Annotated in this window: 16 protein-coding genes; 3 read left to right on the top strand and 13 right to left on the bottom strand. The window is 72.6% G+C overall.

Going from position 1 to position 15,097, the window contains the following annotated elements; genetic code table 11:
* Nucleotides 1–50 precede the first annotated feature (50 nt).
* Genes VGO20_RS25045 through bioD form a run of 3 tightly spaced genes read left to right on the top strand, consistent with a single transcriptional unit; the run spans nt 51 to nt 2,297 of the window.
* Nucleotides 51–617 carry a biotin transporter BioY gene (locus VGO20_RS25045; RefSeq protein ID WP_327505128.1) on the top strand — a complete coding sequence of 189 codons (567 nt, stop codon included), beginning with the start codon at nt 51–53 and terminating at the stop codon, nt 615–617.
* A complete protein-coding gene (bioB, locus tag VGO20_RS25050) occupies nt 614–1,627 on the top strand; it encodes a biotin synthase BioB (RefSeq protein ID WP_327505129.1) in 1,014 nt (337 codons plus the stop codon). Before VGO20_RS25045 ends, bioB begins: the two co-directional genes overlap by 4 nt.
* Before the next feature lie 10 nt (nt 1,628–1,637).
* Complete coding sequence (bioD, locus tag VGO20_RS25055; protein ID WP_327505130.1) at nt 1,638–2,297, top strand: dethiobiotin synthase; 660 nt, start codon at nt 1,638–1,640, stop codon at nt 2,295–2,297.
* Here bioD and VGO20_RS25060 read toward each other — a convergent pair.
* From VGO20_RS25060 to murJ, 13 genes are all read right to left on the bottom strand, one after another.
* Nucleotides 2,288–3,238, bottom strand: coding sequence for a type II secretion system F family protein (locus tag VGO20_RS25060; RefSeq protein ID WP_327505131.1), 951 nt, complete (start codon nt 3,236–3,238; stop codon nt 2,288–2,290). The two genes, bioD and VGO20_RS25060, sit on opposite strands and share 10 nt — an antisense overlap.
* Nucleotides 3,235–4,215, bottom strand: coding sequence for a type II secretion system F family protein (locus VGO20_RS25065; RefSeq protein ID WP_327505132.1), 981 nt, complete (start codon nt 4,213–4,215; stop codon nt 3,235–3,237). Before VGO20_RS25065 ends, VGO20_RS25060 begins: the two co-directional genes overlap by 4 nt.
* Nucleotides 4,212–5,822, bottom strand: a complete 1,611-nt coding sequence (locus VGO20_RS25070) for a TadA family conjugal transfer-associated ATPase (RefSeq protein WP_327505133.1) — start codon at nt 5,820–5,822, stop codon at nt 4,212–4,214. Before VGO20_RS25070 ends, VGO20_RS25065 begins: the two co-directional genes overlap by 4 nt.
* Nucleotides 5,823–5,825: 3 nt before the next feature.
* On the bottom strand, nt 5,826–7,043 hold the full coding sequence (locus VGO20_RS25075) for a CpaE/TadZ family protein (protein ID WP_327505134.1): 1,218 nt from the start codon (nt 7,041–7,043) through the stop codon (nt 5,826–5,828).
* Between the two features lie 3 nt (nt 7,044–7,046).
* A complete protein-coding gene (locus VGO20_RS25080; RefSeq protein WP_327505135.1) occupies nt 7,047–7,694 on the bottom strand; it encodes a CpaD family pilus assembly lipoprotein in 648 nt (215 codons plus the stop codon).
* Between the two features lie 57 nt (nt 7,695–7,751).
* Entirely contained in the window at nt 7,752–9,104 is a 1,353-nt protein-coding gene (locus VGO20_RS25085; protein WP_327505136.1) for a type II and III secretion system protein family protein, read from the bottom strand.
* Complete coding sequence (cpaB, locus tag VGO20_RS25090; RefSeq protein WP_327505137.1) at nt 9,088–9,954, bottom strand: Flp pilus assembly protein CpaB; 867 nt, start codon at nt 9,952–9,954, stop codon at nt 9,088–9,090. Before cpaB ends, VGO20_RS25085 begins: the two co-directional genes overlap by 17 nt.
* Before the next feature lie 25 nt (nt 9,955–9,979).
* Nucleotides 9,980–10,465: a prepilin peptidase gene (locus VGO20_RS25095; protein ID WP_327505139.1), complete on the bottom strand. Its 486-nt coding sequence runs from the start codon at nt 10,463–10,465 to the stop codon at nt 9,980–9,982.
* A gap of 106 nt (nt 10,466–10,571) precedes the next feature.
* Nucleotides 10,572–10,844, bottom strand: coding sequence for a Flp family type IVb pilin (locus VGO20_RS25100; RefSeq protein WP_327505140.1), 273 nt, complete (start codon nt 10,842–10,844; stop codon nt 10,572–10,574).
* A gap of 131 nt (nt 10,845–10,975) precedes the next feature.
* Nucleotides 10,976–11,521: a TadE/TadG family type IV pilus assembly protein gene (locus VGO20_RS25105; RefSeq protein ID WP_327505141.1), complete on the bottom strand. Its 546-nt coding sequence runs from the start codon at nt 11,519–11,521 to the stop codon at nt 10,976–10,978.
* Entirely contained in the window at nt 11,508–11,972 is a 465-nt protein-coding gene (locus VGO20_RS25110; RefSeq protein WP_327505142.1) for a TadE/TadG family type IV pilus assembly protein, read from the bottom strand. Before VGO20_RS25110 ends, VGO20_RS25105 begins: the two co-directional genes overlap by 14 nt.
* 1 nt (nt 11,973) lies before the next feature.
* Nucleotides 11,974–13,353 carry a pilus assembly protein TadG-related protein gene (locus tag VGO20_RS25115; protein WP_327505143.1) on the bottom strand — a complete coding sequence of 460 codons (1,380 nt, stop codon included), beginning with the start codon at nt 13,351–13,353 and terminating at the stop codon, nt 11,974–11,976.
* A 129-nt stretch (nt 13,354–13,482) separates the two neighbouring features.
* Complete coding sequence (gene murJ, locus VGO20_RS25120; protein ID WP_327505144.1) at nt 13,483–15,039, bottom strand: murein biosynthesis integral membrane protein MurJ; 1,557 nt, start codon at nt 15,037–15,039, stop codon at nt 13,483–13,485.
* Between the last annotated feature and the right edge of the window lie 58 nt (nt 15,040–15,097).

The raw sequence follows: 15,097 nt of genomic DNA on the forward strand, positions 1-15,097 counted from the left end.
GATTCATTATAGATACAGTCACCTATTATCTATAATTCGGAAGACAGGGCATGAACCAGACTCTCACCCTCACCGGGCCGGGCCTCCGGTCGGCCGCCAAGATGGCGGTGGTCGTCGTCCTCGGCGTCGCGCTCATCACGATCTGCGCCAAGATCCGGGTTCCGTCCTGGCCCGTGCCGATGACGCTGCACACGCTGGCCGTGATGGCGATCGCGGTCGCGACCGGACCGCGCCTCGCCGCGGCGACCTTCCTCGCCTATCTCGCCGCCGGCGCGGCGGGCCTGCCCGTGTTCTCCGGCACGCCGGAACGCGGGATCGGCATCGCCTACATGGTGGGACCGACCGGCGGCTACCTGCTCGGCTACCTCGCCGCGAGCTGGATCACCGGGGCGCTGGCGCTCGGGCGCGGAACCGCCGGCCGCACGCTCGCCATGCTCGCGGGCCTGGGGGCGACCTATGCCGTCGGGCTGCCCTGGCTCGGGCTCTACGTCCCGGCCGACCGGATCATCGCGCTCGGCTTCACCCCCTTCGCTCTCGGCGACCTGATCAACATCGCCATGGTCGCCGTCGGCGCGGCCGCGGTCCCGAGCCGGTTCCTCGGAAAAATCGGCCGATGAGGGCCGGGAGACGATCGGACGGCCTGCCGGTTCGGCAGGCCGGGGCGCCGCGCACCGACTGGACCGAGGCGCAGGCGCGGGAGATCCACGACCTTCCGTTCCCGGAACTCCTCCACCGGGCGCAGAGCGTCCACCGCCTGCACTTCGATCCGGCCGTCGTCGAGACCGCGACGCTGCTTTCGATCAAGACCGGCGGCTGCCCCGAGGACTGCGGCTACTGCTCGCAGAGCGCGCGCTACGAGACGGGGGTGAAGGCGGGCAAGCTGATGGAAGTCGAGAGCGTGCTCGCCGAGGCGCGGCGGGCCAAGGCGGGCGGCGCCACGCGCTTTTGCATGGGCGCCGCCTGGCGCAGCCCCAAGGACCGCGACCTCGACGCCGTCTGCGCCATGATCGAGGGCGTGAAGTCGCTGGGCATGGAGACCTGCGTGACGCTCGGCATGCTGACGCCGTCGCAGGCCGGGCGGCTGGCGGCGGCGGGGCTCGACTACTACAACCACAACATCGACACCTCGCGGGCCTTCTATCCGGAGATCATCACCACGCGGACGCTGGACGACCGGCTGGAGACGCTCGCCAACGTGCGGGCCGGCGGCATCAAGGTCTGCTGCGGCGGCATCGTCGGCATGGGGGAGACGACCGGGGACCGCGTCTCGATGCTGGTCACGCTCGCAACGCTGGAGCGGCACCCCGAGAGCGTGCCGCTCAACATGTGGAACGAGATCGCCGGCACGCCGGTGGCAAAGAAGGCCAGGGCCGCCGAGCCGATCGCCTTCGTGCGGCTCGTAGCACTCGCGCGCATCCTGATGCCGGCGAGCGTGGTGCGGCTCTCGGCCGGCCGCCACGCCATGAGCGACGAGCTGCAGGCGCTGTGCTTCCTTGCGGGAGCGAACTCGATCTTCACCGGCGACGTCCTGCTCACCACCGGCAATCCCGGCCGCGACAAGGACGCCGACCTTCTCGGCAGGCTCGGCCTGCGCGCGGCGAGCCCCGCCATGAGCCCGTCGCCATGAACCCGTCGGCATGAGCCGGGCCATCGTCGTCACCGGCACGGACACCGGTATCGGCAAGACGGTGTTCGCCGCCGGGCTGGCCGGCCGGCTCGGGGCTTCCTACTGGAAGCCGGTGCAGTCCGGGCTCGACGGCGAAAGCGACAGCGAGACGGTCGCGCGGCTCGGCGGCATCCCCGCCGAGCGCATCCTGCCGGAAGCCTACCGGCTCGCCACGCCCGTCTCGCCGCATCGGGCAGCCGAGATCGACGGGGTCGAGATCGCCCCGTGGCGGCTGACGGTGCCGGACACGGCCGGCCCGCTGGTCATCGAAGGGGCCGGCGGGCTGATGGTGCCGCTGACCCGCCACGTCACCTTCCTGGACGTCTTCGCGCGCTGGCGCCTGCCGGTCGTGCTTTGCGCACGCACGCGGCTGGGAACGATAAACCACACGCTGCTTTCCCTCGCAGCCCTGCACGCCCGGTCGATACCGGTGCTCGGCGTCGCCTTCGTCGGCGAGGCCGAACCGGAAACGGAGCGCATCGTCGCCGACATGGGCAGGGTCGGCATCCTCGGCCGCCTGCCCTGGATCGAGCCGCTGGACAGGCAGGCGCTGCACCGGCGGTTCGAGGCGGCGTTCGACGCCCGCGACTTCACGGCCGTCCAGGGCGTGGCGGCCAGCGTTCAGAAGTGACGCAGGCTTTCCATCGCGCTGATGATCGCCGGGCCGATCAGCACGACGAACAGCGCCGGCATGATGAAGCAGACCAGGGGCACGGTCAGGGTGGCGGGCAGCCGGGCGGCCTTCTCCTCGGCCTTCAGCATGCGCTCGTTCCGGTACTCGGAGGAAAGGACCCGCAGGCTCTGGCCGAGCGGCGTGCCGTACTTCTCCGCCTGCATCAGCGTCGCGACGACGCTGCGTATGGCCGGCAGGCCGGTGCGGCGGGCGAAGTTCTCCAGCACCGCCCGGCGGTCCGGCAGGAAGCCGAGCTCCATCGCGGTGATGCCCAGCTCCTCTCCAAGTTCCGGGTAGCTTCCGCCCAGTTCCCGCGCCACCCGGTTGATCGCGGCGTCCAGGCTGCTTCCCGCCTCGGCGCAGATCACCATCAGGTCGAGCGCGTCGGGCACGCCGCGCTGGAGCGCCTGGCGGCGGCGGGCCGCCAAGTTCGCGACGTAGAGGTCGGGCGCGTAGAAGCCGCCCAGCGTGCCCGCCAGCGCGACCAGAAGCCGGGTCGTCCCCTCCATGTCCGGGGCCAAGGCCAGGGTCGACGCGAGGATGCCGCCGCCGGCGAGGAACGGCAGCGCGAGCTTCGCGCCGAGCCAGGCCGTCGCGGCGTCCCGGCCGCGCAGGCCCGCCGCTTCCAGGCGTTCGCGCAGCTTCTCGTCCATCGCCGAGCGCAGCTTCGACCAGCTGCCGAGGGTCCGCCAGAACTGCCGGCCGAGACCGGCCCGCTCGGCGCGCGGCGCATGGAGCCGGTCCCGCCGGGCCACGACGCGCCGGACGCGCAGCTCGGCCGGGTCCGGCAGCAGCGCGCGCCAGACCGCGGCGACGACCAGCGCCGCCGCCAGCCCGGCCAGCGCGGAGGCCAGGTCCTCGGTGCCGAGGCCGGCGGGAAGGAACGCTTGCGGGCTCATATCTCGAACCTCACCATCCTTGCCATCACGAAGACCCCGAGCGCCTGGAGCGCCAGCGCCCCCGCCCCCATGAGGCGCCCGAGCGGATCGACGAACAGGAGCGTCACGTAGTCCGGGCTCAGGACCAGCAGGATCGCCAGCATGAAGGCCGGCAACGCGCCGAGGATCATGGCGCTGGCGCTCGCTTCCGAGGCCATGGCCTTGATCTTGAGCCGCATCTGGCGCCGGCGCCGGAGGATGTCGGACAGGTTGGACAGGGTCTCGGAGAGGTTGCCGCCGGTCTCGCGCTGCACGGCGATGCTCACGACGAAGAACTTGAAGTCCGCGATGTCGAGCCTCCGGGAGGCGTCCCACAGCGCCTCCTCGATCGTGCGGCCGAACCGGATCGCGTTGGCGACCTGCACGAACTCGGTGCCGACCGGGGCCGCGATCTCCGTGCCGACGGCGGCCATCTGCTCGGTCACCGGCAGGCCGGAGCGCAGGCCGCGGACGATCAGGTCGATCGCGTCGGGGAACAGGGCCAGGAACCGCTTCGTGCGCCTGCGGATCAGCATGACCACGATCAGGTGCGGAACGCCGAGCCCGGCGAGGGCGGCGGCGGCGGCACTTGGGACCGGGCCGGCGCCCAGCGCGCCGCAGACCCCGGCGCCCAGCAGGCCGGTGGCGAGGCAGGCGGCGCAGTAGCCGCCGACCGACAGCCCGCGGCCCGTGCGGGCGAGGCGCTCGCGCAGCCGGCTCGTCCGCGGGACCAGCCGGCCGGCGGTCCGCTCCAGGACGAGCCAGAGGCCCTTGCGCTCCTCGATGCGGATGCTGGGACCCTGGCCGGCAGGGGCGCGGACCACCTGTCCGGACGCGCGCCCGATGCGCCGGTGCAGCCTGCGGCGAGCACCTCCGGCCAGCACCACGAGCAGCGATGCCGTCGCGGCCAGCGTGGCGAGGAAGACCAGCAGCACCGGGAGGAGAAGATCGCCGTTCATTCCATCGCCTCCAGCAGCGACCGGTCGAGCCCGTAATACTCCGCCCGCGGCGTGAAGAACGGCCGCAGCCCGGTCGAACGGAAGGTGCCGCGCAGGCGCCCGTCGGCGTCCTCGCCCTGGAACTCGTAGTGGAACAGGTCCTGGGTCGTGATGACGTCGCCTTCCCTGCCCACCACCTCCGTCACGCGGGTGATCCGCCGGACGCCGTCGCGCATCCGGCTGATCTGGATCACCATGTTCACCGCGGCGGCGATCTGGGCCCGGACCGCTTCCGACGGCAGGCGGACCCCCGTCATCGCCACCATGTTCTCGAGCCGGGTCAGCGCCTCGCGGGGGTTGTTGGCGTGGACGGTGCCCATGGACCCGTCATGGCCGGTGTTCATGGCCTGGAGCATGTCGAGCGCCTCCCCTCCCCGGATCTCGCCCAGGATGATGCGGTCGGGGCGCATCCGCAGGGCGTTGCGCACGAGTTCGCGCTGCGTGATCTCGCCCTCGCCCTCCAGGTTCGGGGGACGCGTCTCGAGCCGGACGACGTGCGGCTGCTGGAGCTGCAGTTCCGCCGCGTCCTCGATCGTCACGACCCGCTCGCCGGTGTCGATCATGCGCGACAGCGCGTTCAGCAGGGTCGTCTTGCCCGATCCGGTGCCACCGGAGATTAGGATGTTCAGGCGCGCGCGGCACGCGATCCGCAGCACCGTCGCCATCTGCGGCGACAGGTTGTTCTGCCGCTCCATCACCTCGATCGTAATCTTCTTCTTGGAGAATTTCCGGATCGAGATCGTCGGGCCGTCGATGGCCAGCGGCGGGATGATGATGTTGACCCGGCTGCCGTCGGGAAGCCGGGCGTCGGCGAGCGGCACCGACTCGTCGACCCGGCGCCCGACGCGCGAGACGATGCGCTGGGCGACGTTCATCACATGCGCATCGTCGCGAAAGACGATGCCGGTCGCCTCGAGCTTGCCGCGCCGCTCCACATAGACTTGGCGCGGCCCGTTCACCATGATGTCGGTCACGGTCTCGTCGGCGAGCAGCGGCTCCAGCGGGCCGAGGCCCAGCATGTCGTTGAGCAGCACCGTGACCAGATCGCGCTGCTCCATCCCGTTGAGCTGGAGACGCTTCTCCCCCGCGATCTCGGCGACGATGTCGCCGACCTGGCGCGCAAGCTCGCCCCTGGGCAGGGCGGAGGCGACCGACAGGTCCATGCGTTCCAGCAGCAGGGGCTGCACCACTTCCTTCGCCTGCTCCACCGGCGACGGGCCGGGGCGCGCCTCGGCCGGCGGCCGGGCGTCGGTCTGCGGCCGCGCGGGGCGGTGCAAGGCCTCCACCGCGTAGGTGACGGCGTCGCGGCGCGCCAGATCGTCGAGTGCCTGCCATTCCGGCGCGAGCAGGTCGCGCGCGGTCGCCTCGACCGCCTCGGCGAGCTTGCCCCGGGCGAGGGCACCCGCCCCGGCGCCCAGGCGCGAGGCCGCCGCGTCCGCGAGGCGGTGGGCCAGGGCCTCGCCGCCCGGGGACGCGTTCCCCGTTTCCGGCGCGACCGCCGCCGGCGGTGGGAGGGGCGGCGGGTGGCGGGACGGCGGGCGGGGGGGCGACGTGCGGCGGCCGAACACGGCTCAACCTCCTCCCTTGACGATCCGTTTCCAGAGCGACGGCGGCGCGGTCCGGGACGGGTGGACGGCATCGGCCAACCGGCCGAACGCCGCCGCCGCCCGGCAGCGGGGCGCGCTGCGGGCCACCGGCATGCCGGCCCGGGCACTCGCGAGGAACGCCTTGGGTTCGAACGGGACCTCGATCGCGACCGGCATCCCGATCGCCTTCTCGATGTCGGCCCGGCCCACCTCGCAACGGCCCGGCGCGCCGGCATGCGACGCGACGACCAGTATCCGCCGCGCGGCATCGCTCCCGGCACTGCCGCCACCTGCGGAAAGGTGCCGCCACAGCCGGACCGTATCGCGCAGGCCGGCGAGGGAATAGTCGGTCACGAGCACCAGCCGGTCGCCCGGCGCCGGCGCGGGAAGGCTGGCGACGTCGCCGCGCGGCAGGTCGAGCACGATCTCCTCGAACCCGTCCCGCAGCAGCGAGAGGACGGGAGCGAGCCCCGCCTCGCGGATCTCCACGCGGCGGTCGGGCCCCTCCTCCGCGCACAGCAGGGACAGGCGGTCGGTCACCTTGACCGCCGCGCGCTCCAGGAAGAGCTCGTCGACGCGGTCCGGGTCGGCGAGCGCCTCGCCGAGCCCCCGCCCCGGCTCGCAGTCCAGGGCGAGCGCCGTGGTGCCGAAACGGAGGTCGAGGTCGAGCAGCACGGCCTTGCGGCGGCACGCCTGCGAGAGCGTCCATGCCAGGTTGACGGCCACGCTGGTCGCGCCGACGCCGCCCCTCGCCCCGAGCACCGCGACGAGGCGGCCGCGCGACGACGGGTCCGACCGGGCCTCGCCCCGCGCCGCCCGCTCGGCGATCCGGTCGGCGATCCGGTCGAGGGCGTCGGCGAGCGAGCGCTCGTCCAGGGGCTTGACCAGGTAGTCCTCTATGCCGAGCGCCAGGAGCGAACGGAAGAGGCCGACGTCGTTGGCCGTCCCGAAGGCCACGACGCGCGTACCGGGATCGCACAGATCGGCCAGGGCCTCCATCGACGGCATCGGGTCGGCCTGCCCGTCGAGGTCGAGCATCAGGATGCCCGGCGTCGGCCCCTGGGCCAGCGCCGCGGCGGCGGTCGCGAGGCCCCCCTCCACCGCCGCCGCGGGCCAGCCACGCGCCGCCTGGACCCGGCGGACCACGGCGGCGGAGGCCTCTTCGTTCACGAACGCCGCGCTCGGCATCCTTTCCCCACCCATCCCTCAGTCTCCCGAACTCGGCGGCCCGGACGTCGCGGAGAAGGAGCTTTCCCCGAGCAGCGGCTTCGTCGCGCCCTGCAGGTAGCGCCGGACCCCGGCGGCCATCACCGACCCGTCGGCGTCCCCGACCGGGCGGCCGGCAACGAGGTCGCGCGGGTCCGTGACCATCAGCGCGAGGTTGCGCTTGGTGGCGCAGCCGAAATTCGGGATCGGGCGGTTCGCGTACCGGTCCGCGGCCGTCTCGCCCGGGAAGCCGCCGCAGGACGGGACGTCGACGGCGGCGCGCTCGACCACGACCGCGACCGTGCCCGCCGGGACCGGCGACGTGAACGGCAGGCGCAGCGGCTCGGCCGCGATGCCGAGCCGCGCGAGGAAGGAAGCCACCGCCGCGGTACGCGCCGCGGCCGCGGGTCCATCGCCGGCGAGGACGGCGACATGGTCGCGCCCGTCGAGCCGGACGTCGCGCAGGAAGGCATCGAGACGCACCCGCTCGACCGGTCCCATGTCCGGCACCCCCTGGGCGAACTCGACGACGTGCCCGACCCGGACCAGCTCGACCGACGGGCGGCCCAGCTCCTCGGGCGCGGGCCCCGGCGGATCGAGCGCGCAGGCGGCCAGGAGCAGGACTGCGAGAAGCGACGGGCGGATCATCGGACGACCTCCTTCTCAGGGCGATGGGCCCAGGGCAGCGGGCCCAGGGCAACGGGCTCAGTGCAGCAGGAAACCGACCGGGCCGGACAGGGCCGACGCGGCCGTGCGGGGGTGCTCGCGCCGCCATTGCGCCCCGAACATTATCCGCTCGACGTCGTGCGGCGGCAGCAGCCCGTCCACCGGCGACGCGAGGAGCCGTTCGCTCACCGGCGCCACCGTGTAGGGCGTCACGATGATGACCAGCTCGGTCTCGGTGCGCTGGAACGCGGTCGACCGGAAAAGCGTGCCGAGCACGGGGAGGTCGCCGAGCCCGGGGAACTTCGACAGGTTCTCGTCGCCCTCCTGCCGCAGCAGTCCGGCGATCGCGAAGCTCTGGCCGCTCGCAAGCTCGACCGTGGTCTCGGCGCGCCGCGTCGTCAGCGCGGGGATGGAGAAGCCGCCGACGTCGACCGCGCCCTGGGAGGAAAGCTGGCTGACCTCCGGCCGGACGTGCAGGTTGATCCGCCCATCGTCCAGCACCGTCGGGGTGAAGGCGAGCGAGACGCCGAACTGCTTGAAGACGACCGAGGTCCCGTCCTCGTCGCCGGGATAGACGATCGGGAACTCGCCGCCCGCGAGGAAGCTGGCGGTCTCGCCCGAGAGCGCCGTCAGGTTCGGTTCGGCCAGGATGCGCACCAGCCGGCTGCCTTCCATGGCGTCGATGATGCCGTTCACGTCCAGGCCGCCGCCCGAGAAGCTCGCGATCACGCCGCTGGAGACGGCGCCGGCGAAGGGGTTGGCCGTCAGCAGGCCGAGGGCGAAGTTGCCGAAGGCCGCGGTGGCGTCGAGGCTGAAACCCAGGTTCTTGGAGACGTCGCGGCTCATCTCCGCGACCCGGACCCGGAGATTGACCTGGGTCGGCGCCGAGACCGAGAGACGGTTGATGACGAAGTCGTCGCCCCCGGCGATGACCGCCGCCAGCCGGCGGGCGTCCTCCGCCTGGCGGGGCGAGGCGACGGTGCCCTCCAGCACGACGGCGTTGCCGACGGTGGACACCTGGAGAGGCGTGCCGGGCATCAGCTCCGACAGCGCGTCCCCGAGCCGGGCGAGGTTGTGGCTGACGGTCACGGGCGCGTCCAGCATCAGGACCTCGTCCCCGTCCGCGGCGATCAGCGTCGTCTCGCCGATGGTCTTGCCGTAGAGATAGATCAGCGTCGGCGACTTGACCTGGACGTCCGCGATGGCGGGGTCGGCGACGAACACGGTCGCCGCCGCGCGGGGAAGGCGGAGGACGCGGCCCTTGTTGACCTCGACCGCGATCGTCTCCGCCCATGCGGCGCCGAACCAGGCCAGCGACAGCATGAGACCGAACAGGAGGATGCGGCCGAGCCTTGCGGCCCGCGGACGCAGAGTGTCAGAACTCGATTTCACGCGCTTCCGCTCCCCTGAGCACCACGACGGTCGGGCGCCGGACCGGCATCGGCCCGCCCGCGGACGGCGCCGGCGGCGGTGCGACTTCGAGATAGAGGTCCCTGTCGACGATGGGAACGGGACCGGTGGCCGGCTCGACCGGCTGCTCCGCGTCCCCGTCGTTGCCCAGGCTGCGCAGGGACAGGGACAGCGTGCCCATCTGGATGGCCAGGGCCACCTTCTCCGCCATCTTCTGGGTCACCTCCAGGGTGGCGGTCCGCCCGGGCGCCGCGTCGGCAGGCTGGGTCGCGAGCCTCTGGTCGATGGCCAGCACCCGGACGGACTCGAGCACCGTCACCGCGAACTGGCGGCCATCGCCGCCCTCGTTCATGCGCGAGGTCAGGATCAGGTCGACGCGGTCGCCGGGAAAGACGAAGCCGGCATTGCCCGAGGTCGCGGTGATCGGCACCGTGGCCGCGCGCATGCCGCGCTCCAGGACGGCCGCGAGGAACCCCCGCTCGCCCGGCCGCACGAAGCGCGCGTCGGTCACGGGTTCGCCGGCGAGCACGGGGACCCGCGAGACGGCGCCGACGAAATCCTCTTCCGGGCGCTGTCCCTGGACGATGTGGGCGGGAGAAAGCGCCTCGTCCGGCCAAGCCTGCCAGCGTAGCTGGCCGGCCTGGAGGAAATGCCCGGGAGGCAGGTCGACGGCCGCGACCAGCACCATGGTCGCCGGCCGCTCGGCCGGCGCCTCGACGACCGGGACGGAGGCCAGCAGCGCCTCGCGCTGGGCCTCCAGCCAGTCGCGCGCGACGATGGCGCTGCCGCCGGCGGCGGCGAGGGCGACGATGGCGAGGACCAGGGACCTCATTTCGGGGACCTCATGAGCCGGCTCCTCAACCCGCCAGCGCCGGGATCGCGCTCGCCAGCCCGCCGGCGGCGATCGCGACGCCGTAGGGTAGCTCGCGCGCGATCAGCCCGTCGCGAAGACGCACGCTGCCGACGGCACCCGCGGCGCGGGCGAGAAGGAAGCGGGAGCGCCCGACCACCAGCACGGACATGGCCCCGCCCGTCAGGGCCATCACCGCGAGCAGCAGGGGCAGGTCGGCCGCCCCCGCCCACAAGGCCGCGACGGCGAGCAGCTTCGCGTCGCCGCCGCCGATCCGGCCCCAGGCGAACAGCACGAAGCCTACCGCGAGCACGGCGCCGGCGGCGGCGAAGGCGGAGAGATCCAGCCGGTCGGGCCGGACCAGGAGATGAGCCGGGTAGAGGAGCGCCATCGCGCCGACCAGGACGTTCGGGATGCGATAACGCAGGAGATCGGTCGTTGCGGCAGCCGCCAGCAGGCAGCAATAGCCGACCAGGGGAAGAGCTTCGATCATTGCGGGCGTCCCACGGGAGGGGGGATCGAAAGGACGACCGTGACATACGTGGCCGGGACGCACGCGGCCGGCCCGCCCGAGGGCCGGCCCGCGCACGCCGGACGCGTCATTCGGTCGGGGTCGTATCGCCACCGGTGGTATCGCCGCCGGTCGTGTCGCCGCCCGTCGTATCGCCGCCGGTGGTCCCGCCGCCGCCCGTCGCGGGAGTCGCGCTGTTGAGCTGCGTCGAGACGGTGGTGAACATCGAACGCAGCGAACCGCCCATGCTGTTCAACGCGACGATGGCCGCGACCGAGACGAGCGCCGCGATCAGGCCGTATTCGATTGCAGTAGCCCCCGACTCGTCGGAGACGAACTTCCTGAGCGAGCAGAACTTCATGATTGCCTCCTCATCCGTCCCGGCACGATCACTTGCGCGCCGTCCCCAAACGTTAGCGGTAACCCGAAGGCGGGTCTGTAAAGAGATTGTTGGGAAGAGCCGCCGGTTTTCCTAAAATGCCGAAGATAGGCTCAGGATTTGACGCCGGCGCCGATCTGGGCCGTCGCGAAATCGGGATAGGCGATGCTGCCCGGAAGGCCGGGGACGGCGCGCATCAGGGTCAGACGGTGCTCCATCCCCCTGAGGCGCACCGTCACGAGCGGCAGGATGCCACCGGGCGACGCGGGGTCGCCGATGCCGCTCCACCGGTATTCGAGGACGACGTTGGCCGGCCCGATTCCCGGATGGATCGCCTGCATCTCGCCGAGGACGGCCTGGAAGCTGCCGGTGCGGACGACGGCCCCGCCGGTGCACGCGATCTCGCTGCCGCCGGAGCAGGTGACGATGCCGCCCGACGGCAGGGACGCGAGGCTCGCGACCGGCTCGACGATCGCGGCTTCGCGCGCGCCGCGCCGCGTCGCCTCGGAGGCGCGGTGGAAATCGAGGAGCACGAGGGAGAAGTCGACGATCGCGAAGCCGAGCGACAGCATGCCGGGCAGCACCAGCGCGAACCCCACCAGCGTGCCGCCGCCGGTCGAGCGCAGCAGCGCCGCGAGGCCGCGGTCACCGGCCGACATAGGCCTGCTCGTGGCTGAGCGTCAGGGTGAAGCCGGCGACCCCCGCCAGCGCCACGAGGCCCGGGACCATGGGATCGAACGGGACCTCGGCGGTGAAGCGGACGACGGGGACGCTGGACTGGCCGACCGGGGCGGTCGCGAAGGACGCGGTCAGCCGCGCCTCGGGACGGGCCCAGTTGGACGCGAGCAGCGGACCGGCGCCGTCGAGGGTACCGGTGCGCACGAGGTTGAAGGCCGTCCCGAGCACGCCCTCGCTCGCAGGCTCGCCGCTGCGCGCCGAATAGAGCACGCCCGCGCGCAGCCCCTTCTCGATCGCCTCCGCCTGGACATAGGCGCGCCCGATCTCGAGGAAGCCCGCGAGCATCAGGAACAGGAGCGGCGCCACCAGCCCGAACTCGAGGGCGGAACTGCCGCGCTGGTCGTGCAGGAATTTCCGGATGCGGGCGATCATGTCAGTCCACCAGCCTGACATTCGCATGGAAGCCGGGATCGACGCCGGGCGACAGGGGGCGGACGAACTCGCCGTAGAGGGCGCCCTCGGGCGCCTCGTCGACCGTCTCGGTCATGAACACCTCGACGAAGTTCCCGTTCGTCGGATAGGTGTGCCGGCCGCGCACGCCCTCGGCGACGCATTCCAGGACGGCGACCTTGAGCAGGCGGCGCGCCGGGCCGTTGGACGCGACCGGCTGCGAAGGCGCGCCGTCGTGTTCGGGGTCGTGCGGATGCGCGGCATCGACGACGAGGTTCGGGCCCGGCGGCGTTACGGGGGCGAAGCCCTCCGGCAGGGATTCCGGCAGCGGCCACAGCGTCTGCCGGCCGCTGCGGGCGAAGGTCTCGCCCGTCTCGTAGAGATAGACCTGATACCGGGTCGCCCCGGCGAGGTCGCCCGGCGGAGAGCCGCCATGCCTGGCGTGCCAGTAGCCGTCAAGGTCCCACTCCCCGCTCCCGAAGGTCGCGTCCGGGTCCGAGACCTGGTTGGCGTCACGGGGATAGTTGATGACGTTCGGAGCGGGCCAAGGCCCGCCCCCGGGCAGGTCGAAGCGGGTGTTCAGCCCGTCCCGGATCTGGTTGAACTTGACGCCGGGCGCGGTCGTCACGTCGAGGGAGTAGCACTCCGCCGGCTCCACCGCGGCAAGCGCGTTCGACAGGGCGCTCGCCCCGATCGTCCCGTCGGGCAGCGCCAGGAGGCCGAAATTGCCCGGCGCCCAGGAACCGCCACTCGGCGGCGGCTTCAGGCGGATCAGCCGGCCGATGGTCGCCGGGTCGTCGAGGTCGAAGCCCTGGTCCGCTTCGGCGGGATCGCAGAGCATCAGCGGCGGGGCGTCGCAGATATAGGGGCGGGGCTGGGCGACGGCGCGCGCGGTCATGGCCGCCGAGCGGGAGCGGCCGGTCGCCGTCATCACGTCGCCGAGCAGGAAGTCGACGCGCTTGGGGGCCAGCACGACGTCGAGGAACAGGCTGTCCTCGTCGCCGGCGGCCGGCACCGGCTCCGGGGCGACCGCACTGAAGAAGCGGACCGATTCCACGCTCAGCGCGCCGCCGTCGCCGGGGATGCCGCTGGTCTGGCTGATGGCGTCGACCGCCAGCCGCCGGGCCCGGTCCTGCGCCCCGGGCCGCCCGTCGAGCTGCGTCGCCCCGGCCATCGCGCCCGCGTCCGCCCGGTGCTGCATCTGCGCGCGCAGCACCGACATGCGGCCGATGTCGAGGGCGAGCGCTCCGGCGCCCAGCGCCGCCGTCGCGAAGAACGCGGTGTAGACGGCCACGCCGCCGCGGTCGGCGCCGACCAGGCGGCGGATCGCCGCGGCGAGGCGTTTCGGTGCGGTGCGTCCCATGGCCCCCTCCCCGGCTGCGGCCCGTGACGGGCTCGTCGAACAGGTGTCCGATCAGGGTAGGTTAGCGCCGGCCGGGGCGGGGTTCAGTTAAGGGTTTGTTGAGAAAACCGCGGGGTTTTAGGCAAAGGCTCACGCGCGCCGGCGCATCAGGCCCTTGACCTCCGACAGCCGGAACAGCCCGGTGGCGAAAGCCAGCAGCCCGTAGGCCGCGGCCCCGGCCAGGACCAGCAGCCCGAGCGCTGCGAGCGCCGACAGGTCGCCGGCCAAGCCGGACCGTCCGCCGGCCAGGGACGCGAGCCAGGCATTGGCCGCGAACAGGGCGGCCGCCATCCCCGCGGCGGCGACGAGCATCCGCGGCAGCTTGCGCTTCAGGCGGCGGTCGGGGACGAAATGCCGGCGCCGCCAGAGGATGAAGGCCAGCAGCCCGCAATTGACCCAGGCGGCGGCGGACGTCGCGAGCGCGAGGCCGACCGGCCCGAGCGGGGCCATCAGGGCGACCTTGAGCGCCACGTTGACCGCCACCGCGACGCCGGCGATCTTCACAGGCGTCGCGGTGTCGGAACGCGCGAAGAAGCCCGGGATCAGGCATTTGATCAGCACGAAGGCCGGCAGGCCGACCGCATAGGCGCGCAGGACGTCGGCGGTCGCGGCCGCGTCGGCGGCGGTGAAGGCGCCCCGGCGGAACAGCGCGTCCAGGATCGGCCCGGCGACCACGAGGAAGGCGATCACCGCCGGCAGGGTCAGGACCAGCACGTATTCCAGGGCCCGGTTCTGGCTGTCGGATGCCGCCGCCCCGTCCCCGGCGCCGAGCTGGCGCGACAGCTGGGGAAGCAGCACCGTGCCGACCGCGACCCCGATGACGCCCAGCGGGAGCTGGTTGAGGCGGTCGGCGTAGTAGAGGTAGGAGACGGCGCCCGTCGGCAGGAAAGTCGCGATCAGCGTGTCCACGAACAGGCTGATCTGGGTCAACCCCGCCCCCAGCACCGCCGGCCCCAGCACGAGCAGGAACCGCCGCACGCCCGGCGTCATCCGCGGCAGGCCGAGCGCCAGCGAGAGCCCGGCGCGGCGCGCCTCCCAGGCGAGGTAGAGGAACTGCGCGATTCCGGCGGCGAAGACGCCCCAGGCCAGGGCATGGCCGGCGGTCGGCAGCAGCGGTGTCAGGCCGAGGAGCGCCGCGATGAAGCAGAGGTTCAGCAGGATCGGGGCGGCGGCCGCGGCGGCGAAGCGGTTCAGGCTGTTGAGCGCGCCGCCCAGCAGCGATACCAGGGTGATGAACAGCAGATAGGGAAAGGTGATCCGGGTGAACTCGACCGCGAGCGCGAACTTCCCGGGATCGTCGGTGAAGCCGGGAGCCAGCACGTGCAGCAGCCAGGGCATTCCGGCCAGCGCGCCGACGAGCAGCGCCACCTGGACCGGCAGCGCGAAGGCGAGCACCTGTTCGGCGAAGCGTTGGGCTGCCAGGCGCCCCTCGCGCACGAGCAAGCCGGAGAACTGTGGCACGAAGGCCGAATTGAAGGCACCCTCGGCGAACAGCGCCCGAAAATGGTTGGGCAGCCGGAACGCGACGAAGAAGGCGTCGGCGACCGGTCCCGCACCCAGAAGGGCTGCGGTGAGGACGTCGCGGACGAAGCCCAGGATGCGGCTGACGAGGGTCAGTCCGCCGACGGAGGCGATATGACGAAGCAAGGACGGACCCGCGGGAACGGCTGTCGGACCCCTTCCGTGTAGCCGATCCCGAGGGGCG

This window comes from Arenibaculum sp. (assembly GCF_035998295.1).
GTDB lineage: Bacteria > Pseudomonadota > Alphaproteobacteria > Azospirillales > Azospirillaceae > DASYHS01.